The following is a 26,019-nucleotide window of genomic DNA, read 5'->3' on the forward strand; positions in this document are numbered from 1 at the left end:
ACAAAATAATCTATCAGTTCTAAAATAAAAGTGCAATACTACATAACTTAAGATAATACCTATATTTGTGAATTATAAGTTGGCATATTCAGCCGGTCAAATTTACTAACAATTGTCCTTTTATCATATAAATTTTATAATAATTCAACTAAATTATATGATATATAATAAAATATGATAGAAAAAATCGAAAATATTAAGAAAGACATCACTGAATATGGTAAGCAAATAATAGATTCAGAATCTCTCGAAAGTTTTAGGTTGAAATATCTTAGCAGAAAAGGTTTACTTAACGATCTTTTTGAGGATTTTAAAAATGTCGATAAAACACAGAAGGGTGCAGTAGGCAAGGCTTTAAACGAACTGAAATCAATTGCTCAGACTCTTTTTGATGAAAAGTATGAACAAATACAGAATACCAAATCAAAATCTGAAAATTTTATAGATAATACTCTGCCCGGTAGGACGTTTAATATTGGTTCAAAACACCTGATCTCTCAAGCATTAGAGGATATTACTAATATTTTCAAGAGCATAGGATTCAAAGTTGCTGATGGTTATGAAATTGAGGACGAATACCATAATTTTGATGCACTGAATACTCCAGACTACCATCCTTCAAGAGACATGCAAGACACATTTTATCTAAAAAGTGATGGTAAAGACAAGTGTTACTTATTAAGAACTCAGACATCACCGGCTCAAGTTCATATAATGAAATCACAAAAACCTCCCCTGAGAGTAGTTATCCCGGGGAAATGTTACAGAAATGAAGCTATTAGTGCAAGATCATTATCTATGTTTCATCAAGTCGAGGGATTATACGTTGATAAAGACGTGACATTCAGAGAACTTAAAGGAACACTTGATTTCTTTGCTAAGGAATTTTTTGGCAAAGATCTTAAAACAAGGCTAAGACCTAGTTACTTTCCATTCACAGAACCCTCTGCGGAAATGGACGTTGAATGTTATTTGTGTAAAGGGAAGGGTTGCAGGATTTGTAAATATACAGGGTGGCTCGAAATTCTTGGTTGTGGTATGGTTGACCCTAATGTATTTGAAAATGTTGGCTATGACCCTGAAGAATTTACAGGCTTTGCTTTTGGAATGGGTATTGAAAGGACGCTTATGATTAGGCATGGTGTCCCGGATATCAGAATGTTTTACGAAAATGATATTAGATTTTTAAAGCAATTCTAATTATTAAATACAGGAGTAAATCAAATGAAAAATCTTTTTGCTGTCATTATCGGAATCTTGTTTGTTTCCGTTGTCGTTATTGGCTGTAATAAAACTGAAGAAGTAAAGAAAACTGATACACAGAAAAGCCAGACGACTCAAACAGAAGTAAAAAAAGATAGTATAAAAACAGAATCAGCAGATACTGTTAAGAAAGGGGATACCAAAAAAATGGATTACGTAAAATTTGAAACAACAATGGGTAATTTTAAAATGAAGCTTTATAGTGATAAAGCACCTATTACAACAGATAATTTCAGAAACCTCGTTGAAAAAGGATTCTACGACGGGATTATTTTCCACAGAGTCATTGACGGTTTCATGATTCAGGGTGGTGATCCGTCAGGTACCGGACGTGGTGGCTCGGGGAAAACTATTCCTGATGAATTCGGTCCTGGTTTGAAGCATAGCAAAAAGGGGATTTTCTCAATGGCTAATGCAGGTCCTAATACGGGAACTTCACAGTTCTTTATTACACTTGCACCAACACCGCATCTTGACGGAAAACATGCAATTTTTGGTGAAGTTGTTGAAGGTATGGATGTAGTAGAAAAAATCGGTAAAACAAAAACTGGTGCTCAAGACAGACCTGTGACTGAAGTTAAAATGTCAAAAGTATATATGGTCGAAGATTAATTTATGAATTGTATAATCTAATTTTTAGTCCCCGGCTATATACCCGGGGATTTATTTTTTAAAATTAATCTTATCAGAGTTCTCCAATATCTTCGTTCCAGAGTCTGGGATTTGATTCTATGAATTCTGACATAAGCTTTATGCATTCATCGCTTTCAAGGTCAATGACATCAACACCATGGGCGCGCATAAACTCAGGTCCGCCTGGAAATGTCTTCGATTCACCAACAATTACTTTTTTAATACCAAACTGTACAACCGCTCCTGAGCAAAGATAACAGGGCATTAATGTTGAATAAAGTACTGTGTCTTTGTAACTTCCTACTCTTCCGGCATTCTCAAGACAATCTATTTCAGCATGTAGTGTTGGGCTTCCTTTTTGTACACGCTGATTGTGACCTCTGCCAATAATTTTTCCATTCTTTACAAGAACAGAGCCAATTGGAATGCCGCCTTCAGAAAGTCCCTTTTTAGCTTCTTCTATAGCAGCTAACATGAATTCATCCATAGTATTTGATTTTTTATGAAAATTAGTTTATTATTTCTTCAGGTATCTTTGTTTTACCCCAGTTTTTATTAGGATGATTACCCATAGTAAATTCCAGAGTCCCTCCATCCGTTATATCTTTGTGAGTGATGTAGCTTTTCAAGTATTCTTTACCATTAAGCATTGCACTTTGAATATATATATTGTCTTTCTTGGTATTTATAGTTTTTATCGTGAATTTGTTTCCATTATACAAATTAATAACTGCTTTTTCAAGCTGGGGTGAACCAATACAGTAAATACCGTTTGCCGGATTAAGTGGATAGAATCCCATTGAACTCATTATGTACCAAGCTGATATTTGTCCGCAATCTTCATTACCCGAATATCCTGATGGCAAAACAGTATACTGGTCGTTCATAACTTTTGCACTATAATATTGTGCTTTCCATGGCTCATTAACAAAATTATACATATAAATTATATGCTGACTTGGTTCATTGCCGTGAGCATATTGTCCAATAAATCCGGAGGCATTACCGTTAACATCTTCAGGTCTTGCATCTAATGTAAAAAATTTATCAAGTTTTTGAGAGACTTCTCTTTCTCCGCCTAAAAGGTCAATAAATTTATAAACATCATGTGGTACATACCACAAGTACTGCCAACCGTTTCCTTCCGTGAAAGGATAACCGCCGTTACCTCCGTATTTTAGAGGATCAAATGGTTCAATCCAGTTCCCTTTATTGTCTTTAGCTCGAAAGAATCCAATTGATTTATCAAAAAGATTATAATAACTTTTCGAACGATTTAAAAAGAATTTGTAATCATCAATTCTTCCAAGAGATTGTGCCATTTGAGAGATACACCAGTCGTTATAAGCTATTTCAAGAGTTATAGAAACGGATTGTGTTTGTAAATTTTCGGGGAAAAATCCGTATTCATTTAGCATATTAAATGGAGAATTTTTATGAGGGGTAGTTGAAGAAGCTCTTATAGCATCATATGCATAATCCCAGTCAACTTCTTCAATTCCTTTGAAGTATGCGTCAACAATCACAGGTATTGCATGATTTCCAATCATACAATATGTCTCCTCACCCCATAGTTGCCAAATAGGAAGGTAGCCATAATCACGGTATTGTCTGAGCATAGAATTTATAAAATCAGCACTTCTCTTTCTTTGAACAATTGTGTATAAAGGATGTGCTGCTCTATAAGTATCCCACAGTGAAAACGTACTATAATGAAATCCATCAGATGCCTTCGCAATTTCAAAGTTATGATTTAAATAATTACTATCAACATCAGCAATATTATTTGGTTGAATGAAAGCATGATATAATCCTGTATAGAAAATAGTTTTTTGATTTTGCGTTCCTTCAATATCAATGCAAGAAAGTTCTTTGTCCCAAGCGGTTTTAGCATCAACCTTTATTTTGTCAAAATTAAAATCTATTATTTCGGTGATCAGGTTCTTGCGAGCTCCTTCAAGATTTACCGAAGATAGTCCGATTTTAACAAATAGAGGCTCTGAATTGTCATTGTTAAAAATAAGATTGAGCTTTAAATTTGAACCATTTCCAAATTTTACATTTTCGTATATGTTATTCCCTGCTTTAATTACACTTTCGGTAAAAGCTCTTGAAAATTCTGCTCTGAAATAAACCTTCCGAAGCCTTGCCCAGCCTGTTATAATTCTATAACCTTCTATGGTTTTGTTGTCAATGATTCGTAATTGTGAAGAAATTATATTACACGACCAGTATGGTCTCTTTTTATCCATAGAGTGAAACAAATCAACAATAAGGTTATACGGTTTCTTTTCAGGAAAAGTGTATTTATGCATTCCACAATGTGCAGTTACCGTAAACTCACTTTTGATTCCGTTGTCAAGAACTACACTATAATATCCCGGTGTTCCTGCCTCATTAGTATGTTTATATGTTGAACCGTACCCTCTTACTGAATCATTCCCGGGTTCCCACATCAATTCTCCATAATACGGCATAAATAGAAAATCAAATAAATCCGCTACCCCAGTTCCATTGAGATGCGTATGGCTGAAACCAACTATAGTGTTATCATTGTAATCATATCCGCTGCAGGGATCTTCAGGATTTTCTCTTGTATCGGGACTTAATTGGACTAATCCAAATGGATAAACAGCACCTGGGAAATTACTTCCGGATAGACTATGATTATCAATCGATCCAGTTCCTATAAATACATTCACGTATTTCGAATTACCAGTTTGAGAATATAAACTACATGAAGGTATTCCAAAAATTAACAAAAGTATTAATTGTTTTAACATATTCAACTAATGTTTAATCTAATTAAAAATTTTTACTGATTTTTACATAAAGTTCAGAATTAAGAATGTTATTTAAAAGTATATAATTTGTGCATTATTTCTTTATTTTGTTTTTTCATGTAATTATTAAAGTTAATAATATTTATATTTTTTCAGAATTCGGTCAATTAAAGTATAAAATTTATTAGAATTTCATTATTTTATCACAATTTTATATTGATTATATTAAGTGTTACACTTAAAAATACATGAAAATAGCTTTATTAACAGGCGGTTTATCATCAGAACGTGAAGTTTCTTTATCGTCGGGCAGAGGAATTCTTAAAGGATTGAGAGAATTAGGGCATAATGTTGTTGTGATAGATCCGATATACGGAGATACTATGATTGATGAGGATTTAGTTTTTAAGGATAAAGTGTCGAAAGAGTATCCAACTCTAGAGAAAATAAGGAAATTACAAAAAGAAAGTTCGCATAAATTAATTGACTGTATAAATTCTGAGTTATTTAATGATATCGATTTGGTCTTTATTGGTTTGCACGGAAAATTTGGAGAAGACGGTAAGATACAGACTCTGCTCGAGTTAAAAGGTCTAAAATATACAGGTTCAGGAATACAATCTTCGGCTGTTGCGATGGATAAAGATTTATCGAAATTGGTATTTGAAAAGAATAATATTCTTACTCCTGACTGGTTGGCTCTTTATAGCGAAAATAATGTTAAATATAATGATTGCATTAATCTATTAGGAAATCCGATTGTTATTAAACCAAATGATGAAGGTAGTACTGTAGGGCTTACTATTGCTAAAAATGTCAAAGAGTTTTTTTCTGGAATTAAAACAGCTTTTACGTACTCTGAAAAAGTACTTCTTGAAAGATACATTAAAGGAAGGGAGTTAACCGTTTCAATTATTGATGGTGAACCATATCCGGTCATAGAGATTGTACCTCATAAAGGTTTTTATGATTATGAGCATAAGTATTCTAAGGGTATGTCAACATACGTTTGTCCTGCTGTTATTCCGGAAGAAGTTGCAGATAAAGCAAAAAATCTGGCATTAATAGCGTACAATGCTTTGAATTGTAGAGTGTATGCTAGGGTCGATTTTTTGTTAACAGAAGAAAAAGATCTTTATTGTTTAGAAGTCAATACTCTTCCGGGTATGACAGAACTGTCTCTTGTTCCGATGGCTGCTAAAGCAATGAAAATGGATTTTAATAATCTGATAAAGAAGCTAATAGATTCATCTTTTAGAAAATATGATTAGAAAGAATGATGACAATATTTTCATCAGTGTATTAAGGTTTATTAAATATAATAAGTTAATCACTTTATTTATATCAGTTGGCCTATTTATGATTATTTATATAATCTTTTCTGATAAAGGAATATTAACTAAGATGAAGTTTCAAAAAGATAAGCAGAGTATAGATAAGCAAGTTACCGAGAAAAAACAAGAACAGGATTCACTTAGAAAGGTTATTGATTCTTTGACTAATTCAAATGATATGATTGAGAAAATAGCAAGAGAAAGGTATTTTATGTCCAAAGAGGGCGAAATAATATACAAAGTTGAACAAGATACCAATGACACAAAATAAGAAAACAATACTATCTGGAATGAGACCCTCAGGTAAACTGCACATAGGACATTATGTCGGTGCGCTTGAAAATTGGGTTGAGCTTCAGAATTATTATAAGAATTATCATTTAATTGCTGATTATCATACACTTACAACGAGTCTAAATACAGCTGATGTATTTGATGATTCAATTGAAATGGCAATAGATTGGATAGCATCAGGTATCGATCCTGAAAAATCTCCTATTTTCAGGCAATCACAAGTTAAACAACATACTGAATTATTTCTGATATTCTCTATGCTGATTACTAAGGCAAGGTTGGAGAAGAATCCGACTTTAAAAGAACAAATAAAAGATTTAAACTTGCAGACAATTGCTTATGGTCATCTTGGATATCCGGTACTGCAGGCCGCTGATATTTTGCTGTATAAGGGTGATGTTGTGCCGGTCGGTGAAGATCAAGTACCTCATGTGGAAATTACAAGACAAATTGCAAGCAATTTTAATGAGAATTTCAAAAATTCAGACGGCAATTCAATATTTCCTATACCTGAACCGAAAGTTACTCAATTTGCAAGACTTCCCGGTTTAGACGGTAAAGCAAAAATGAGTAAGTCTCTGAATAATACAATATTGCTTTCAGATAATGAAGATTCCATAAAATCAAAGATGAAAAAGGCGTTTACCGATCCAAATAAGCTTAGAAAAGGAGATAAAGGCAATCCGGATATTTGTCTTGTTTATACTTACCATAGGAAATTCAACCCATCGGAAATATCTGAAATAAGGACTGGGTGCAAGACCGGAGCTTTGGGTTGTTTTGATTGCAAAATGAAAGTTTCAAGAGCTATTTCAGATTATTTTCTGCCACTCAGAGAAAAAAGAATTGTTCTTGAAAAGAACAAAAACAGTGTACTTGAAGTATTAATAGAAGGCGAAAGAAAAGCACGATTAATAGCAGAAAATACGATGCAGGAAGTCCGAAGATCCATGAAGTTAGGTTAAAATAAAATAAATTTAATAGCAAAATTGTTATCATCAGACAAAAAAGATAAAGCTAAACAAGATCGTTTAAAAGAAAACGGTGAAATCCCCAAACATATAGCAATCATTATGGATGGAAACGGAAGATGGGCTAAAGGCCTTGGTTATACAAGGGCTTTTGGACATAGGGAGGGCGTTAACTCGGTTAGAGATATAGTTGAAGCTTGCGGACAGCTTGGAGTAAAATTCTTAACATTATACACATTTTCAACTGAAAACTGGAAACGGCCTAAATCGGAAGTTACCATACTAATGAAACTTCTTATTAAAGGATTAAGGGATGAAGCGGACAGGCTACATAAAAATAACATAAAACTTATTGCATCTGGAAATCTTGATAAACTACCGGAAAAGGTGTACGAAGAGCTAAAAGATGCAATGGAGAAGACTAAGAACAATAAAAAGATGACTTTAAATCTAGCTCTTAGCTACAGTGGTAGGTGGGATATTTTAAATGCAATAAAAGATCTTTTTAATGATTGTAAATCAGGAAAAATTAACAAGGAAGATATTGATGAAAAGCTCTTTTCGGATTATTTAGTAACAAAGAATATTCCGGATCCTGATTTGATGATCAGAACGGGAGGAGAGTACAGAATCAGTAATTTTCTTCTATGGCAGCTCGCTTACACAGAAATTTATATTGATAATATATTTTGGCCACAGTTCAGGAGAGAAAGTCTTTATAAAGCTATTGAAGTATATCAGAAAAGAGAAAGAAGATTTGGAATGGTAAGTGAACAAATTAAAAAGTAATTTAAATTAGAAATGACAAGAATTAACAAATATTTATATCTTTTTGCGATTATCGCAATATTTACAGCATTTAATATCAAATTATATTCTCAGAACTTTGAAACAACTTATAAGATTGCAAACATCTCGGTTAGAGGAAACAATGTATACGATTCAAGAACGATAATTGCTTACTCAGGTCTTAAAGAAAATATGGAAATTGCAATCCCTTCTGATGAAACTCGTGAAGCAATTAGAAGATTGTGGAAACTCGGATTGTTTTCGAATGTTGCATTGAATGTAGATAAAAAATTTGGTAGAGATGCCTATTTAGTCTTTGAGGTTGAAGAACTTCCACGAATAGAAAATATTGAAATAATTGGCAATGATCATTTTTCCGAATCTGAAGTAAAAGAAAAAATAGGTTTAAATGCAGGTGAAGTCGTGTCAGAGCAGAAATTAAAAGATGTTGAGTATAATTTAGGTCTAAATTATGCCGAAGATGGATTTGCATTGGCGGAAATAAAAATTGACAAGCTAATATCAGCTAACAATGAGGCAAGAATAAGAATTAAAATAAATGAGGGGAAAAAGCTTACAGTAAGGAAAATCGAATTTGAGGGTAATGTGGATGTTTCTGATGATGATTTGTATAAAGCTTTAGAAAACACATCTGAGAAAGTATGGTGGAAATTTTGGGAAGGTGCTGGATTTGACAAGGAAAAGTTGGAAGAAGATAAAAAATTAGTAGTTGAATACTACAAAGAACTTGGTTATAAAGATGCAGAAGTTGTAGACTCAGATTTTAAACTTTCACCCGATAAGGAAGATGTTTTTCTTATTATTAGAGTCAGGGAAGGAAGAAAATTTAAAATTAATAATATTACTATCGAGGGAAATAAAATTTATACGGATGATGCCCTTCTTCTTAGACTGGATATGAAAAAAGGTGATGTTTATAATATGAAAAAGTTCTCTCAAAATCTTTATGGTAATGAAGCAGAAACCGATGTGAGTTCATTATACCTTGATAATGGTTACCTCGGTTTTCAAGCTGACGTGAGCGATAAGACAGTGGGGCTTGATAGGGTTGACATAAACATTAAAATTACAGAAAATAATCAGTACAAACTTGGTCTTATAAGCTTTGAAGGTAATGACAAGACTAAGGACAAAGTACTTCGACGAGAACTATATACAATACCGGGCGAGTTTTTCAACAGGGGAAATGTTAAAAGAAGTATGCAGCAGCTTAATGCACTAAACTATTTCAACCCTGAAAAATTAAATCAGGATATTAGTCTTGCAAATGATTCAACAGTAAACATAAAATACATCGTTGCAGAAAGGTCATCTGATCAGTTTAACGCATCTATTGGATATAGCGGTTCATTTGGCATAACAGGCGCCTTAGGTCTGACTTTCAATAACTTTGATATAATGGAACCATTTTCGGGTGGAGGAGGTCAAGCACTTAACTTCTCATGGCAGTTCGGCGAAGCAGGGACTTATAGAACATTTTCGATTGGGCTTACAGAGCCGTGGTTTTTAAACACACCTACTTTACTCGGCTTCAATGTATTTGATTCCAGAACAAGATATACTTATGACGTACAAGAAACTGGTGGAATAGTTAATATTGGAAGAAGGTTTAAATGGCCTGATGACTTCTTCCGTGGTGACTGGGCAGTGAAATATCAGGAAACGAACGTTCTTGACGGAGGGGGCTATTACCAGACGGGTCGCAGAAATCAGTTCAGTTTAAGACAAATTATTTCGAGATCTACAGTTTTTGATCCTGTATATCCTTTAAACGGTACTAAGTTTTCAAACACAACAGAATTGTCAGGCGGACCATTTCTTCCGGGTAATACAGAATTCTTAAAAAATATTTTCACTGCAGAAACTTATACTCCCTTAATAAGAAATACTAAGCTGGTTTTGTATTCTACATTTAATTTTTATTATGTTAATCCACTAAGCGATGACAAATACCTACCTCCAACTGAATTGTTCTATATGGGGGGTAATGGTCTAGCTTATAACACGATACCTTTAAGAGGATACGAAGACAGAGCTGTCGGTCCGCGCAATTCTGTCGGTAATTCAATCGGAGGAAAAGTTTCTCTTAAATACGGCGTAGAAATTCGATATCCGCTTTCATTAGATCCGTTCCCAATATTTGTTCTGGCATTTGCTGAAGCTGGTAATGTTTGGTCTGATTTTGCTAAAGTTGATCCGTTTGAATTAAAAAGATCTGTTGGCTTTGGTACAAGACTGATGCTTCCAGCAGTGGGATTGATAGGATTTGACTTCGGTTACGGATTCGATAGAAAATCAGTTGACGGAGAAAACCCAAGTCTTTTATTCCACTTCCAGTTCGGAAGAGGATTTTAGTTATAAAGAGTTTTAAATTTTTATTAATAAATTAAATTATCCAAGGAGAAATTTTTTGAAAAAGAATCATTTAAAGTTAGCAGCTTTATTATTCGTGTTTATTACTTTTACGGGTGTTGCCATCGCTCAGAATATAAAAGTCGGTTATGTAGATAGTGAAGTGATATTAAAACAGCTTCCAGAATCGCAAAAAGTACTTGCAGAACTTGAAAGCCTTAAAAAACTATACATTGATACAGTTCAGGCTAAGGAAAAAGATCTCAAGACGAATGCAGAATCTTTTAAGACAAGATATGAAGAAGCTCAGAAATCAGTTGAATCAGGACAGGTAAAGTCTGAAGCAGATCTTAAAAAACTAAATGAAGAAATGCAAGGACTTCAAAAGAGTCTACAGGATGAGGATGAGGCATTAACGATTTATAAACAAAAAGTTCAGGAAGAGCTTTTGCAAAAGCAGAACGAGATGTTCAAACCGATTAAGGAAAAGATAACCAAAGCAATTGAAAATGTAGCAAAAGAATTGAAAATCAATTTCGTATTTGATAAGGCTGATGGTACCCTGATATACGGTGATAAAGAATATGATATAACATTCAAGGTCCTTGATAAATTAAAGTAATTTTAAATATTATGTTCCTTAAATTGAAATTAATTAATATCAGAACCGCTTTAGTTTTTATTTTATTCGTCCTTCTTGTTAGTACGGGCATGTCTTATTCTCAGACAAAAGTCGGATATATTGACTCGAAAAAGATTATAGATAACATGCAGGAAGCAAAAGATGCAAAGCTAAAGCTCGATAACCTTGTTCAGGAATGGCAGAAACAGCTGAATGATCTAAATGATAGTCTCAAAAACACAAAAGATGAATTTGAAAAGAAAAAGTTAATACTCTCGGAACAGTTGAAACAGCAGTATGAGAAAACAATAAAAGATCTTGAAACTAATGCATCGAATTTTAAAGTGCAGAAGTTTGGTGAAGGAGGGGAGTATTTTCAAAAGCAGATAGAGTTCATGAAGCCAGTTCAGGATAGAATATTTAAAGCTATTGAAACGGTTGCAAAGAAAGAGGATTTCGATTATGTTTTTGACAGGAACAGCGATTTGTTGTTATTATACGTCAATGAAAAATATGATGTGACAGTCAAAGTTCAAAGAATTGTTGAAGGTAAAGACCAGTGAAGTTATCTGAAATTGCAAATATAATTGGCGCAGATTTAACAGGAAATCCTGAACTTGAGATACGAGGACCCGGTAAGATTGAAACATCAAGTATTGATCAAATAACTTTTATCTCAAATCCTTTGTATAAGAGACATTACAAAACAACAAAAGCTGGTGCTATTATTGTATCAAAGGATTTTGTATTTCCAACAAACAGGGATGATATATCTATACTTAAAGTTAAAGATCCGTACTTCGCTTTCGTAAAACTGTTAGAATTATTTGAAGTTAAGAGAATTAAAAACGTTGGGATCTCTTCGAGTAGTGTAATTGCAGAAGGAGTCGTTGTTGGTAAAGATGTTTACATAGATGATTTCGTTAAGATTGGTGTAAATACTGTAATAGGGGAAAATACCGAAATACATTCTAATGTTTCAATCGGATTTGATGTTGTAATTGGAAATAATTGTGTAATAGAAAGTAACGTTTCTATTTATAACGGTAGTATATTAGGAAACAATGTAACAGTTCATTCTGGAACAGTTGTAGGAAGCGACGGATTTGGATTTGCGAAAGATGATAAAGGAACGTTTAAGAAAATATTGCAAAGCGGTATCGTAAAAATTGAAGATGAAGTTGAAATAGGAAGCAACTGCACTATTGACAGAGCTACAATCGGCGAAACGATTCTACGCAGAGGTGTTAAGCTTGATAACCAAATACAGATTGCTCATAATGTTGAAATTGACGAAGATACTGTTATTGCAGCGCAGGTTGGTATAGCAGGTTCAACCAAGATAGGGAAAAGATGCATGATAGGAGGTCAGGCCGGAATTGTCGGACACTTGACAATTTGTGATGATGTAATAATCGGTGCCTCAGTTGGTGTAGCCAAATCTATTACACAACCGGGTGTTTATACAGGATACAGAAGTAAGCCAATGAGGGAAGCATTAAAAGATGAAGTAAACATTAAAGAAATACCAAAATTAAAAGAGCGAATCAAAAAATTAGAAGATAAGAATAAATAGAAATGCTGATAAAACAAAGAACTATTCAAAATAGTGCATCCTTATCCGGAGTTGGTCTGCATACCGGCAATAAATCAAAGATGACATTTAAACCGGCTCCTGAAAATTACGGAATAAAGTTTAAGAGAATTGATCTCGAAAATTCACCGGAGATTCCTGCAGACATAGATCATGTTATTGATATTTCAAGAGGCACAACGATTGCTAAAGAAGGGGTAGAAATTCATACTGTGGAACATGTTCTCTCCGCAATTATGGGATGCGAGATTGATAATATTATCGTTGAACTTGATACTAATGAACCTCCGGTTATGGATGGAAGTGCAAAAGATTACGTTAAAACACTTCATAATGCAGGAATAATAGAGCAGGATGCCGACAGGGATTATCTTGTAATTGAGGATACAGTTCATTACCATACAGATGATGGTTTTGTTGATATTGTTGCTTTGCCTCTTAAAAACGACTTCAGAATTACTGTAATGATTGATTTCTTGAATCCCGCACTTGGTTCTCAACATTCAGGATTGTTTAATCTGAAAGAAGAATTCGAGAAAGAATTTGCACCTGCGAGAACATTCTGTTTTCTTAAAGAAATTGAAATGCTTGTTGACAATAATCTTATAAAAGGCGGATCGATTGATAATGCAGTCGTAATTGTTGACAAAGAATTTACGGATGATGAATTTGTAAAGATCAAGAAGAAACTCAATCTTGATCCTAAAATAACCATAGGTAAATCTGGGATATTAAATGATACCCATTTAAGGTTCAAGAATGAACCCGCAAGGCACAAGATACTTGACATGATAGGCGATCTTGCATTAATCGGTGCTCCGATTAAGGGACAAATATTAGCTGCACGTCCCGGTCATAAAGCTAACGTGGAGTTTACAAAAATGCTTCGTAAATTATATTTACAGAACAAAAGGGTGAAGAAATTTCAAATGCTAAAGTCTTCGAATGGTGTGCTTGATATTGAAGCAATTATGAAAATACTTCCTCATAGATATCCTTTTCTTCTTATTGACAGAATTCTTGATTTAGATGCAGAGAATAATAAAATTGTCGGGTTAAAGAATGTTACTTTTAACGAACCTTTTTTTGCTGGACATTTTCCTGTTAAACCGATTATGCCAGGAGTGCTTATTGTAGAAGCAATGGCACAGTGCGGAGGTGTATTGCTAATGCATACTATGGATGATATTGATGGTAAACTCGCATTTTTTACATCAATGGATAATGTGAAATTTAAGAAGCAGGTTATTCCTGGTGATCAACTTATCTTTGAGATGGAAATCCTATCATACAGAAGAGGATTTTGTAAATTAAAGGGAAAAGCCTTCAAAAGTTTTGTGGGAGGAGAACTTGCCGCTGAGGGTGAGTTTTCTGTAGCTCTGGTTGATAAACCAAAAATTGAAAATTAGAAAATATTAATATACTAAAATGAGAATCAATGATTCTCATTTTAGTATTAAATTAATTTGTATGTATTTAAATATCACTAAGAGCTTCAACTCCCGGTAGTTTCTTACCTTCAAGGAATTCCAGCGAAGCTCCGCCGCCCGTTGAAACGTGAGATACTTCTTTTTCAAGACCTGCTTTAGCTATTGCAGCAGCAGAATCACCTCCTCCGATAATTGTTACAGCACCATTCTTTGTCGCTTCAGCTAGAGCATTTGCTACTTCAAATGTACCATTAGCGAACTTATCCATTTCAAAGACACCCATTGGTCCGTTCCAGACTATAGTTTTTGAGTTTAATATAGCTTCCTTATATTTATCTATGGTTTCCGGTCCGATGTCCATTCCCATCCATTCTTTATTATCGTCAGAGAATTTATCGAATGCAACAATTTTTGTTTTTGCTGAGTTATCGAATTTATCAGCAATTACTATGTCAGATGGGAGAAGAAATTCTTTACCCGATGTCTTTACTTTTTCAAGTACTTCTTTGGCAAGCTCTACTTTATCTTCTTCGAGGATAGATTTCCCGATTTCAAGTCCCATGGCTTTGTAGAATGTGAACATCATACCTCCGCCTATGAGTATCTTGTCTGCAATCTTTAATAGATTATCAAGTACATCAATCTTACCGGATATCTTTGAACCCCCAAGAATAGCACAGAGTGGGCGTTTAGGATTATCAATTGCTGATGCCAGATATTTTAGTTCTTTTTCCATAAGATATCCTGCTGCACATTGTTTAATAAAGTGTGTAATCCCTTCTGTAGAGGCATGTGCACGGTGAGCGGTCCCAAAAGCATCGTTGACATATATGTCACCAAAAGACGCAAGTTTTTCTGCAAATTCAGGGACGTTCTTTTCTTCATCCTTATAGAAACGAAGGTTCTCAATCAAAAGTATATCGCCTTCTTTCATATTATCTATTACTATCTTGTTATCAGGTCCTATACAATCATCTGAAAATAAAACTGGTTTGCCAAGTACTGATGCAAAGAATTCTGCAACTACGTTTAGTGAGTACTTAGGATTCTTTTCACCTTTTGGTCTTCCGAGGTGGCTCATAAGAATGCATTTACCTCCGTTTTTAGTAATCGCATTTATTGTTGCCAAACTTTCATTAATTCTTTTTGGGTCGGTTATTTTTCTGCTTTCATCAAGAGGAACGTTGAAATCTACGCGTACGAGAACTTTTTTCCCTTTGATCAGATTCCTTTCTATTAAGTTATCTAAAGTTAATTTAGCCATACAGTGTTATTTTGGTTTTATAAATGTTGAAATATTATTTATAAATGGTAAAAGAATAAAGGCAAAAAATATTTACTATAAACAAAAAAGGCACCAAATTGATTTGGTGCCTTTTATTCATTATTATAATCTTATTTTACAAGCAACATACGCTTCGTGTCTCTAAATGATTCTGACTCGAGGCGATAGAAGTAAACGCCACTAGCAAATTCATTTCCGTTAAAATCAACGGAATAGAAACCTGCAGACTTGATTTCATTCACGAGTGTTTTTACTTCTCTACCCAGAACATCGTATATTTTTAGAGAAACTAATCCTTGTTTGGGGATTGCAAAGTTAATTTTAGTAACAGGATTGAACGGATTGGGATAGTTTTGTGATAATGTGTAAATTATCGGTAATCCATTCTGATTATTGTTTATAATACCAACTAGTGGTGTCATTACTAAACATAAATTTGGTCTTGTTGATGCAGTGGAAGTTGCAGTCAAACTGCATCCTGTTCCATCATCAATATGGTTGTGTACTACAGTTCCCGTTTGCGATGAACCCTTTACCGTAGTATTTGAGGACCATGTTGTGTTATCAAAGCAAACTTCAATGAGTAGGTTACTGGTTCCGTTGAAATGAAACGGTATCTGCAGTTCTATGTATTGCAGACCTGTTCCTGACGGGATATAAGATGCAGAGGAATATACTTCTGTCCAGCCAGTATTAGTCCAAGATGAGATTGTTGAAGAAGTAATCATCTGCATTTTAATTGAGAAATTACTCATCGAAGGAGATCCTACAGTTAAAACATCAAAACCAATTTTTGATATCTGCCCCGCAATACCTCCGCCAGCGATAATTTCTGACGCTTTATAAAGCATTTGTGTTCTTGAATCTTCATATAAAGTATAGAAAGGATAACTTGTTGATGTAGTACCTGTTCCGATGCAAGAAGTTGCAATAGGAAGTCTCTTAAATGTTATATTATTTGTTTGTGTAGATGCCAGAGAATCAGTACTTGTATAAGCATAAACTCTCCATTGTCCGACAGTTGAATCTCCCATAGCTACTCCGATTCCTGAGAGAAGGGAATCCATACTGCCTATAGTTGTTGAAAGTACACTATCATACCCGCTATTATCAGATGTAAAGCGGAATTTAATGTTTGAAGGAGAACTAAAGTTTGGTGATGCATAGAACCATTTATATGTTGTTCCTGCTCCAGATCTATTCCAGTTTATCTTTAGCGGAGCTGAGCTGCCAGACTGTGTTTCTATTCTTGCATTATTTATAGGACTAACGAGCGAGAATGCTGTTAGTGATGGCATAGTTCGCGTGAAAGTAATAGTTCTCGGACCGTTTGATGCTTTAAGAGAATCATTTGCAGGAGGATTATTCCTGAAAGCCCATACATCCCAAGAACCACTTATAGAACCACCCTGAGCAACTCCCAGGCTTGCCAAGTATGTATCAAGCTGGCCGAGTGAAACATCGAAAGGTTTTGTCGGAACAGCAATAGATAGCAATCTAACGGGTAAAGATGTTCCAAAGATCCATTTGTATGATGCTGCTGCCGTAGATGTATCCCAATTAAAAGTGTAAACGGTACTTGAACCGGGTATCGTTGTTACATTAACACCAGCATTAGGAGACTGTAAAGCAAATGTATTTAGAGGTCCTGAGTTCGGGTCGAAACCATCTACAAACATTACGCCTGTGTTTGCTGAATCAAGCCAGTCTTTAAGCCTTGTTGCAGGTGTCGTACCGTAGTTCCAGGAACGGTCAAATTTACCATAGTAATCTGTTTTGTCTGCAGCTGTACATGATGAGTACCCACCATGAAGCTGACCGACGACGCGTTTATTCTGGTCGTAAATTGGAGATCCGGATGAACCGCCTTCAGTAATTGCAATTTGTCCTGAACCCGGCATAGTCGTCCAAGAAACATGCCAGTGTGAACTGTCACCCGGGACTGTAGTTCCTAAATATGTTCTTGGAGTATAAGGTAACATAGCATAAGATATTTTCTTTACGTCACCTGCAGGGTGATGGATTCCGACGCCTCCGGTAGCGGGTACATTTGAACGACTCCAGCCATTGTAATAAACATTGTAACTTACAGGGGGTTTACTTGAAAGTTTAAGTAAAGCAAAATCTGAATGTGAGTTATTAGCGAGCAGAGTCGACCCATTTATTGAGAAAGTTGTTGGACCATCACCTCCGGGATTAGGACAAGTAGGAGCTTCATATTTGAATATGAAGACCCAGTTAGCAACATTTTGTCCTGAAATACAATGATTTGCTGTTAAGAAAAAGGGTGTTCCGTCAAATCTTGTATTATTGACCAAAGAACCAGTGCACCATCTTGAACCGCTGCCGTTAATAATCAAAGCAACCGCACGAATTTGTTCTCTGTAAGAGTCTCCGTCCGGACAGAATACATTTCGGTTGCAGGAACCTGAACCGCCGTAATCTTTAATCTGCATATAATTGAAAACATTTTTATATGCGTGAATAACAGATGATAAGTTTATTTCCGGGTCTCTCAAACCAAGGGGGGCATTATACTCGAGTATTATTTCTTCACCTATGCAAGGAGTTGTTGAAAAAATATTCGAGGGTTGGTTGTTAATTTCTGTATAAGCACCGAACACTTGGCTTTTATCCTTGCTGTAGATAAAGAAGGTAGAGCCTTTAGGCAAATTGAATTTATCGAAAATAAGGTTTATAGAAACAGCTTTCGGAGATCTAATCGCTAATCTCCAGACCTTGGTTCCATTAGGTAGAATATCTATTGTACCAGAATTTGCATAACCAAAGTTTACGTCAAAATTCTTCCCGAATCTTGGCGGTATATCTTTAAATTGTGATTCGAATGCGTCTTCTCTTAGCATTTTTTCAACATCAAAATCAGGCATGGTAAATGTTTCTATGTTAGCTTTCAATTGATAAGAGTTGCTGAGAGGTTTTCCTTCGACACTTATTTGAGCATTTGAAAAATTACTGATGCCGAATGCAAAAATTAATGTCAAAGAAACGAGTATTAGTTTCAATCTCATAATAAGGGAAATTAAATTAATAAATTTATTTAATATAATTAATTTGAATAATATAATATGTGAAAATGAGCATATCTTAATTAGTTTTAGTAATTGCAATAATAGAATTTAAACAATTTATACTGTATTAGTACTGTATTTATACTGTATTAGTACTGTATTAGATATGGATTAAAATATAATGTATAAAGAGATTGTGAAGTACCTAAAATATTATAAAAACAGTATATTAGGTGATATAACAAATAAAAAAGGTGCCGAACCCGGCACCTTTTTGGTATATAATGAAGACTTATGTTTTTATTTTATTAACATCATCTTTTTTATATCACTGAAACCGTTTGATTCAAGTTTATAGAAATAAACACCGCTTGAATATTCTGATGCGTTAAAATCAACAGTATAGTTTCCTGCAGATTTCACTTCATTAATGAGTGTTTTTACTTCTCTTCCAAGAATGTCGTAAATCTTTAACGATACTAATCCTTGTTTTGGAAGAGCAAAGTTGATTTTTGTCGTTGGATTAAACGGATTCGGATAGTTTTGTCTTAATGTGTAGTCTTGAGGTAACGATGTTCCAACAGGATTTACGCCCGTGGTTGTGTTTATTATCATACAAAGGTTCGGACGTGAAGATGCTGTGGATGTAGAGGTCAGAGTACATCCTGAAGATCCGTCAACATGGTTATGAATAACAGTTCCTGTTTGTGATGTACCTGCAACCGTAGTATTTGAGGACCATGTTGTGTTATCAAAGCATACTTCGATAAGCAGGTTACCTGTCCCGTTGTAGAAATAAGGAGTTGTTAAATTAATATACTGTAGACCTGTTCCTGCTGGATTATATGTTCCTGAAAAAACCGTTGTCCAGCCAGTAGTTGTCCATGATGTGATAGTGGAAGGAGTAATTGTCTGCATCTTCACGGAGAAGTTACTCATTTCGGGATCTCCAACAGATAATATTGTGAATCCGATTTTATTAATAAAACCAGCTGCACCTCCACCCGCAAGAATTTCAGATGATTTATATAACATCTGAGTTCTTGAATCTTCGTACAGAGTATAGAAAGGATAACTTGTAGAAGTTGTGCCTGTTCCGATACAAGCTGTAGTTTGAGAGATAATTTTAAATGACCTAATAGTAGTTGAGTCGCAGTTATGCTGAATAGAATTATCCTGAGCCCAAATGCAATAAAATATTGAATCGTTAACATTTACGTCCGAGATAGCAGAATTAAACGGAGCGCTGAAAATGGAACCGCTTGTGTTTAAAAGTTTAAACATCTTGATTCCTCCAGCGGGTGAATTCTTATACCATTTAACCCAAACTGAATCGATTCCAATATTATCGGTAACGTTTGCAGTAATGGTTGCAGGCCACTGAGTTTTTGGAACGTCCGGAATGGTAGTATGAGAAATAACGGGTTTATTAATATCTGTAGCTGCAGTAAATGTAAAATAGTTTGCAGGTGCTCCACCGGGCAGATATGTAACTCTGTTCATTGCATCCTGAGTCCTTATAAAATATCTGTAAACTGATGATGCCCCATTTCCCGGTATATTAGCAGTCCAGTTATTACCACCTGTGTTTGTCATAGTAACACTATCATAAGTTGTTGCTCTAGACCAGAATAGTTTGGTACCTGTAATAGCACTGCCTGAAGGACTGACAGTACAATTGACAATGTAAGGCCCTGTAAGGTTTTCAGTATTTGAAAGCGGTGTGTGTGCTATTGCGGGTCCATATGACAATTGATAAATTGAAGGATCGCCCATACAATTGTACATTTCGATGTATCTTTGCATCATTCCTGTTAAGCCTCCGAAGTGCTGAACCAAAAGAATCTTAGCTCTAACAAAGTTCTCGGCTGTTTTCTTCAGGTTTTCAGTGAATAAAGCTCTTCCGATTCGTCTTTCAAGAATATCATCTTCATCCCAATAAGAATTGACTGATGAGCCCCAAAAAACAGAACCTGCTTTCGGGCTTCTAATCCATGTTTCCGCAAAACATTCACCTGAAATATGATAAGAACCTGTAATACATGCAAATGAATAAACGAATGGAAATATTGTATTATTTAGTGCATTAACATTTGATTGCGAGAACGAAGGACCATCAGCCCATGACGTTTCAGAGCCGTGACCGGAATAAATAGCGAAAATTTTTCCCGAGTCTATAGACTGTGATACCTGGGCTGTAGTTGCACCGTAGTAAGACCAAAGCTTCGTGTTAACGGTAAAGCCGCCCGGAACAAAGAATGAATCAATAACAAAACTATGAGAGCCTTCGCTAATTGAGTGGTTATCGGTTGAAGCCATGAACACATTCTTTTTCCATAAGCTATTTACTCCATTTTCCATGTAAATGGATTTTGTAATTATATTGCCAAGTTGTGTCAGGTTTTGAATCGGGAATCTTCCGAGGAATGCATCTACGTACATATCGCCACCTTCAAGAAGTGCATAGTTCCAATCAGTGCTTGGACTTCCTGTACCTGTTCCTGTCCAGCAGGGGATTTTATCTATATCTCCGACAAGTAGAATGAACTCAGGTCTTGTTGAGATATTGTTATACAGATTCTGAATGTACGTTTTAATTGCAGAATTTGTAGTACCTGTTGCACCAGTATTTACAACAGTCACGTTGTAACCGAGCCCTTGTTTATGAGTTACGAAAGGAGAAAGACCGCTTTCGAATTCAGGTGCAGTTATTATTAAATAATTGTTTGTACCTTTTGCATTCTTGAATTCATAGTTAACAAAGTTTACGTCAAAGAACCCATCCATTGCGGGTCTTGGAGAGAAATCAAGATTTGAGGAGTACTGCAAATTAATTCTGAACTTACCCTGAATAGCAGCTTCCAATTTATTGGAAGAGGGATTGTATGTAAAAGGATATATTGTGACCATAACACCTTTTGCCCCGGCAATTACGAAAGGTTCAGATATTGTTGCAAATGGACCGTCCGAGCTGCCTTTAGAGCTGTAATAAGCCCTATCGATTGTAAATGGTCTATCTTCGAGTTTTTGTGTTTTCTCCCAAGGCATTTGAGCCGGGTATATTAAAGAACTCAGCTCTATAGTACTTTTATTTCTACTGAGAACGTTTAATCCGGGAGCGGATTCATTCTTGTTTATCAATAGAAAGAATGAAATTTGAGGCAGTTTAGGTTGTCCGACCTGTGATGTAAATCCATATTCAGGAATATCAAGAGAAGTAAATGTTTCATTACCGCCCCTGACTTCAGACATTATGTACTGCGGTAACGAATATTCTACTATGTAGTTATTACCGTCTTTTATCAATTTAACACCCTTCGGATACTCTTTTGAATATGTAAAGGAAGCAAACATTAAAATAAAAAGCGGGAAAATTAAATACTTAATAAATTTGTTCATAAGGAAATGTTTTTAGATTTGGAAATCCTATTAATTAAAATATAAAAGATGTATTGATTATTCAACCTTTAGCTTATCATTATGATATGAGATAATATCTACTATCCCGGGAAAATATATTCATAAAACTAATAATTTCTTTAATGATATTCTATTCAAAAATATTATTAAAAAATCTTAATAATTATTAATAATCTGAAAGAAATTATAAATAAAAAAGGGTGCTGAAACTGTTCAGCACCCTTATATTCAATAGTTTAACAAGTTTATTTAATTAACATCATTCTTTTTATATCAGTGAAATCATTTACCTGAAGCCTATAGAAATAAACACCGCTTGCAAATTCGGAGGCATTAAAATCTATAGTATAGCTGCCAGGGGATTTAACTTCATTAACGAGCGTTCTTATTTCTCTACCAAGAACGTCATAAATTTTAAGAGAAACTAATCCTTGTTTAGGCAAGTCGAAGTTAATCTTTGTTGAGGGATTAAACGGATTTGGATAATTCTGGCTTAATGAATAAACCTTCGGTATTGATACTCCAACCGGGTCTACACCTACTGCAGTATTGAACAGGAATGTAATATTCGGACGAGTTGCTGCCGTAGATGTGGCTGTCAGATTACATCCGGCACTATTATCAACGTGGTTGTGAACTACTGTACCGGTTTGAGATGTACCTGCTACCGTTGTGTTTGAAGACCATGTTTCATTGTTGAAACAAATTTCGATAAGCAGATTACCTGTTGCGTTATAATAATAAGGCGTAGTAAGGTTAATATACTGAAGTCCTGTACCCCCAGGAATGTATGAAGTAGAAGTATAAACTTCTGTCCATCCTGTTGTTGTCCATGTGGAAATAGATGAAGCAGAAATAGTCTGCATCTTTACCGAAAAACCGCTCATAGCAGGTGAGCCGAGAGTTAATATTGTAAATCCAATTTTATTAATGAATCCCGGAGATCCGCCTCCTGCGAGATATTCAGAAGACTTATAAAGCATTTGTGTTCTTGAGTCTTCATAAAGCGTATAGAACGGATAGCTGGTTGAAGTCGTTCCAGTTCCGATAATTGACCAGTTCTGTCCTACAGTAACATCGAATGAATCGATACAAGTAATTAGACCTCCTGCCGTATAAGATTTTAGTACAAACTTAGCTAAAGTACCGATAGGCATTGTGGGTTCTGCTGATAAATTGAATTGTTTGTTGAGAGAGTCATTGCAATTTATTAAACCGTAATGTAAGCTATCGCCTGCAATAGTAACACCGGACGTAAGAGAGAATAATCTTGCGCATACGCTTGTTGCATTCGATGAACCTGTGTTAAGTATAGGTATATTAAATTTTACCGTTTCACCCGGGTCGAATCTGCCGTTATTATTTCCTGCAGAATCAATAATTGAGAGCGAACCCATCTTAATAACCGGAGAATGTGCTGTGATACTAAAGTTGCTGGTCCATTCTGTTGAACTACCGGTTGCTGTTACTGTAAAGTCAACACTTCTGCCATCTGGTATATTTCCTGCTACTGTGTAAGCAAATGCATCTGTCTTAATAATTGATGAGTTTGCTGCTATATCTCCGTAGGTTTCAGTTGAGTCAGTCATAGTAATAAAAGGATCATTTTCTGTGACTTTCACAGAAACTCCGGTAGCTGTTGCCGAGCCGACGTTTTTAACTCTTAGTGCAAGTTTATTAGTTTCACTGAAGTCCATTAATCCGTTCCCGTTTCCGAGAGGAGGTGCATCGTTGATAGCAATAGAGTCTTTAATAACATAAGGACCCGACGGAGGTATAACCTGAACATTAGATTCATACCTGTAATAGTTTTGCTTTGTAACTACTACTGTTAAAAATTGTCCCGGAACTTGTGTTCCAGGAATTGTGATAGATACCGGTGAACCGGTTCCGGTTGCTGTTCCAAGTACACTTGTATCCTGAGAGATAGCGATGAATGAACCGGTATTAGCGGTAACACTGAATGTGTTTACACCTGATAAAATAACGTTAGCATGGTTAACAACTAAGTTCTGAGGAACTTCATAGAATAGATTCAAGAATGCATCGCCATGCATATGGAAAAGTCTGTATGTTACGAGTTTATTACTGGTGTTGTACGGCCATGATGATTGCTGCAGGAAATACTTTCCGGCAGCCATTCCGAATGCAGGTTTAACGTCTCTTGATGGCGGAGTTGTACCATAATCAGGCATAAAGTTTGGCCACATGTTATCATACATACCCCAGCAGTAAGTATCGTTTACGAAAGAGTATGATACTTCAGCAGGGCAAACCAAACCGAGAGCACCAGAGTTTTGATTGTTGTATTTATACCTGTAGAATACCTCGACGAAAGAGCCTTCGGACGGACAACCTGATGGATTATGATATGCTCCTGTCTGACAGTTGATCGAGTAAACGAATGTCAGGTCTGTATTAGTTAAACCGCTTATATTTGATGTCGAGTAAGATGGTTCTCCCCATCCTACGTACTCACCGTGATCTCTATGCTGTAAAAGGAAAGAACCCTGATTTATTGCATTATTAACCATCGTTGCTGTACCGCCATTCCATCCACCGAGTGAATCCGGTGTCATTGGAATGTATTTAAGGTTTCCGGCAGTTCCAAAATAGTTAATTACTGTGGAAGTATTAGTAGCTGTTGACCATGTTGTACTGGGAGTACCGGAATATACTTTATTTATTCTTGTCGGAGTCTTGCCCATACTTTTAAAGAATCCTCCAAGTACTTCAGAGCAAATCTGGAACCATCTTTCCGTCTGCCACCCTAATGCTGTTATAGGTTTACTGTAGAAGCTTGGATTAACAGGAGGATTTCTTTCATAATTTATATTCTTTGTTATGAGAGTCTGAAGTTGTGTATCATTGTTTCCGATAATCCTTGAAAAAACAATTTCCGGCATTTCGTCATTATTGACATCTGCATAATAATTATCGGATGCGAAGTTTGGATATCCCGAATCTGGCTGAAGTTTAGAAATTATACCGGTATTGCCCGATGGGTCAGTACTGTAATCAGCCATCAAACATACGGCAACGGGTTTTACAGCCCAGTTATTGTAAGCATTCACAACCCACGCTTTAATCCCTTCAACATTGTTGCCTCCAATTTGAGCAAGAGTAAATATCCCTGTTTTGATACCCTGTGCTGTTCTGAACTTTCTTAATGTATCAGCCCATGGAGCATAAATAGGATTGTTTGGAATGATAATTACATATTCATAACCATAAGCGTCTAACGGATTTTGCTTTGAGAAATCAATTCTAGGTAAAGACGAATAATTTGCTATAGCATCGCTAAGGATTGGTTCCCACCATCTGCTTCTGTACGAATCAATTCCAAAATGTCCGTTTCCCCCAATGAAATTAACTTCTACCTGAATATCTTTGTATACGGTTAATTCTTTGGTTGCAGGATTGTATTGGAATGGTGTGATACCGAGCATTACAACGTCTACACCGCGTATTTGCTGACGCTCTGAAAGTATAACGGGTGATTCCGGATAAAGACTGCTTTTGCCGTACACACTGAAATCTTTGTTATATTTCAGAGGAGTTGGGTCGTCGTCTTTTGGAATTACCGGTGCTGGAGCTATGTCAACATTTTTAATAATTTCAGTTCTTACTGAAATAATTCTGTAAGTTGCAGTTGCTCCCTGAGGAATAGCTATGTACCTACCTGTTCCCGCAAGGTCAGGTTTTCCCGCATCATTAGGAAGGAAAACACCTTCAATCTTTGCTGCTTTTAACGTTGAGCCATTTACGACAACGTCATCTAAATAAAGTTTTGTAACTGAAAAATTTACACTGACACCACTAGATTTCTGAGATGTTAATGTAAATCCGTTTGGTCCCCAATTATCTGAATAGCTAATTTGCTGAGAATATGCTGCTGAGCTTATTAACAGTAATGTGATAAAAAGGGAAATAAAGAGATTAAATTTTTTCATATATGTATAAATTTAAAATTGATAAGAATTTTAATGTTCGGAGAGAGATAATAAATTTCAACTATATTTATATTCAACACATATAATTATATATTTCAAAATTATGAAAATTAGTTTTAAAATTAAACTTATAATTGCATAGAATTGAAAAATAGTATTTTAAAGAAAAAATAAAGTTCCCTTTAAATGAACCATTAATTGAACCACTATTTAATTATCAAAAGGAAGTCATTCGAAAATTAGATT

At 35.2% G+C, this 26,019-nt stretch carries 17 protein-coding genes; 11 read left to right on the forward strand and 6 right to left on the reverse strand.

What is annotated here, in order from left to right; translation table 11 throughout:
- The first annotated feature begins 174 nt into the window (after positions 1 to 174).
- Positions 175 to 1,200 (forward strand): phenylalanine--tRNA ligase subunit alpha, encoded by a 1,026-nt coding sequence (pheS, locus tag WC644_11690; protein MFA5012598.1) that lies wholly within the window; start codon positions 175 to 177, stop codon positions 1,198 to 1,200.
- Positions 1,201 to 1,224: 24 nt separating this feature from the next.
- Positions 1,225 to 1,875: a peptidylprolyl isomerase gene (locus tag WC644_11695; protein MFA5012599.1), complete on the forward strand. Its 651-nt coding sequence runs from the start codon at positions 1,225 to 1,227 to the stop codon at positions 1,873 to 1,875.
- A 73-nt stretch (positions 1,876 to 1,948) separates the two neighbouring features.
- Here WC644_11695 and WC644_11700 read toward each other — a convergent pair whose 3' ends face one another.
- Entirely contained in the window at positions 1,949 to 2,383 is a 435-nt protein-coding gene (locus tag WC644_11700; protein ID MFA5012600.1) for a nucleoside deaminase, read from the reverse strand.
- Between the two features lie 22 nt (positions 2,384 to 2,405).
- Positions 2,406 to 4,679, reverse strand: a complete 2,274-nt coding sequence (locus tag WC644_11705; protein MFA5012601.1) for a GH92 family glycosyl hydrolase — start codon at positions 4,677 to 4,679, stop codon at positions 2,406 to 2,408.
- Positions 4,680 to 4,927: 248 nt separating this feature from the next.
- On the opposite strand from WC644_11705, the gene WC644_11710 reads away from it, so the two are divergent.
- From WC644_11710 to WC644_11750, 9 genes are all read left to right on the forward strand, one after another.
- Entirely contained in the window at positions 4,928 to 5,950 is a 1,023-nt protein-coding gene (locus WC644_11710) for a D-alanine--D-alanine ligase (GenBank protein MFA5012602.1), read from the forward strand.
- Between the two features lie 88 nt (positions 5,951 to 6,038).
- On the forward strand, positions 6,039 to 6,284 hold the full coding sequence (locus WC644_11715) for a septum formation initiator family protein (protein MFA5012603.1): 246 nt from the start codon (positions 6,039 to 6,041) through the stop codon (positions 6,282 to 6,284).
- Positions 6,271 to 7,272 (forward strand): tryptophan--tRNA ligase, encoded by a 1,002-nt coding sequence (gene trpS, locus WC644_11720; GenBank protein MFA5012604.1) that lies wholly within the window; start codon positions 6,271 to 6,273, stop codon positions 7,270 to 7,272. The genes WC644_11715 and trpS overlap by 14 nt, the downstream gene beginning before the upstream one ends.
- Before the next feature lie 24 nt (positions 7,273 to 7,296).
- Positions 7,297 to 8,067, forward strand: a complete 771-nt coding sequence (locus tag WC644_11725) for an isoprenyl transferase (GenBank protein MFA5012605.1) — start codon at positions 7,297 to 7,299, stop codon at positions 8,065 to 8,067.
- Positions 8,068 to 8,079: 12 nt separating this feature from the next.
- Positions 8,080 to 10,443 (forward strand): outer membrane protein assembly factor BamA, encoded by a 2,364-nt coding sequence (bamA, locus tag WC644_11730; protein ID MFA5012606.1) that lies wholly within the window; start codon positions 8,080 to 8,082, stop codon positions 10,441 to 10,443.
- Positions 10,444 to 10,498: 55 nt separating this feature from the next.
- A complete protein-coding gene (locus WC644_11735) occupies positions 10,499 to 11,062 on the forward strand; it encodes an OmpH family outer membrane protein (protein MFA5012607.1) in 564 nt (187 codons plus the stop codon).
- 23 nt (positions 11,063 to 11,085) lie between these two features.
- On the forward strand, positions 11,086 to 11,625 hold the full coding sequence (locus WC644_11740; GenBank protein MFA5012608.1) for an OmpH family outer membrane protein: 540 nt from the start codon (positions 11,086 to 11,088) through the stop codon (positions 11,623 to 11,625).
- Entirely contained in the window at positions 11,622 to 12,638 is a 1,017-nt protein-coding gene (gene lpxD / locus WC644_11745; protein ID MFA5012609.1) for a UDP-3-O-(3-hydroxymyristoyl)glucosamine N-acyltransferase, read from the forward strand. The genes WC644_11740 and lpxD overlap by 4 nt, the downstream gene beginning before the upstream one ends.
- A 2-nt stretch (positions 12,639 to 12,640) precedes the next feature.
- Positions 12,641 to 14,065 carry a bifunctional UDP-3-O-[3-hydroxymyristoyl] N-acetylglucosamine deacetylase/3-hydroxyacyl-ACP dehydratase gene (locus WC644_11750; protein MFA5012610.1) on the forward strand — a complete coding sequence of 475 codons (1,425 nt, stop codon included), beginning with the start codon at positions 12,641 to 12,643 and terminating at the stop codon, positions 14,063 to 14,065.
- A 67-nt stretch (positions 14,066 to 14,132) separates the two neighbouring features.
- On the opposite strand, the gene WC644_11755 is transcribed toward WC644_11750, so the two are convergent.
- The 4 genes from WC644_11755 to WC644_11770 all read right to left on the reverse strand — a co-directional run bounded on the left by WC644_11755 (position 14,133) and on the right by WC644_11770 (position 25,773).
- Entirely contained in the window at positions 14,133 to 15,350 is a 1,218-nt protein-coding gene (locus WC644_11755) for a phosphoglycerate kinase (GenBank protein ID MFA5012611.1), read from the reverse strand.
- A 131-nt stretch (positions 15,351 to 15,481) separates the two neighbouring features.
- On the reverse strand, positions 15,482 to 18,400 hold the full coding sequence (locus WC644_11760) for a T9SS type A sorting domain-containing protein (GenBank protein MFA5012612.1): 2,919 nt from the start codon (positions 18,398 to 18,400) through the stop codon (positions 15,482 to 15,484).
- Positions 18,401 to 18,700: 300 nt separating this feature from the next.
- A complete protein-coding gene (locus WC644_11765; protein MFA5012613.1) occupies positions 18,701 to 21,799 on the reverse strand; it encodes a C25 family cysteine peptidase in 3,099 nt (1,032 codons plus the stop codon).
- A 266-nt stretch (positions 21,800 to 22,065) separates the two neighbouring features.
- On the reverse strand, positions 22,066 to 25,773 hold the full coding sequence (locus tag WC644_11770; GenBank protein MFA5012614.1) for a C25 family cysteine peptidase: 3,708 nt from the start codon (positions 25,771 to 25,773) through the stop codon (positions 22,066 to 22,068).
- Between the last annotated feature and the right edge of the window lie 246 nt (positions 25,774 to 26,019).

It is taken from the genome of Ignavibacteria bacterium, assembly GCA_041649015.1.
Taxonomy (GTDB): Bacteria; Bacteroidota; Ignavibacteria; order Tepidaquicellales; family Tepidaquicellaceae; genus CAIKZJ01.

Bases quoted from the DNA above. Each gene is read 5' to 3' on its own strand.
- pheS (MFA5012598.1), top strand. From the start codon at position 175: ATGATAGAAAAAATCGAAAATATTAAGAAAGACATCACTGAATATGGT.
- WC644_11695 (MFA5012599.1), top strand. From the start codon at position 1,225: ATGAAAAATCTTTTTGCTGTCATTATCGGAATCTTGTTTGTTTCCGTT.
- WC644_11700 (MFA5012600.1), bottom strand. From the start codon at position 2,383: ATGGATGAATTCATGTTAGCTGCTATAGAAGAAGCTAAAAAGGGACTT.
- WC644_11705 (MFA5012601.1), bottom strand. From the start codon at position 4,679: ATGTTAAAACAATTAATACTTTTGTTAATTTTTGGAATACCTTCATGT.
- WC644_11710 (MFA5012602.1), top strand. From the start codon at position 4,928: ATGAAAATAGCTTTATTAACAGGCGGTTTATCATCAGAACGTGAAGTT.
- WC644_11715 (MFA5012603.1), top strand. From the start codon at position 6,039: ATGATTATTTATATAATCTTTTCTGATAAAGGAATATTAACTAAGATG.
- trpS (MFA5012604.1), top strand. From the start codon at position 6,271: ATGACACAAAATAAGAAAACAATACTATCTGGAATGAGACCCTCAGGT.
- bamA (MFA5012606.1), top strand. From the start codon at position 8,080: ATGACAAGAATTAACAAATATTTATATCTTTTTGCGATTATCGCAATA.
- WC644_11750 (MFA5012610.1), top strand. From the start codon at position 12,641: ATGCTGATAAAACAAAGAACTATTCAAAATAGTGCATCCTTATCCGGA.
- WC644_11755 (MFA5012611.1), bottom strand. From the start codon at position 15,350: ATGGCTAAATTAACTTTAGATAACTTAATAGAAAGGAATCTGATCAAA.
- WC644_11760 (MFA5012612.1), bottom strand. From the start codon at position 18,400: ATGAGATTGAAACTAATACTCGTTTCTTTGACATTAATTTTTGCATTC.
- WC644_11765 (MFA5012613.1), bottom strand. From the start codon at position 21,799: ATGAACAAATTTATTAAGTATTTAATTTTCCCGCTTTTTATTTTAATG.
- WC644_11770 (MFA5012614.1), bottom strand. From the start codon at position 25,773: ATGAAAAAATTTAATCTCTTTATTTCCCTTTTTATCACATTACTGTTA.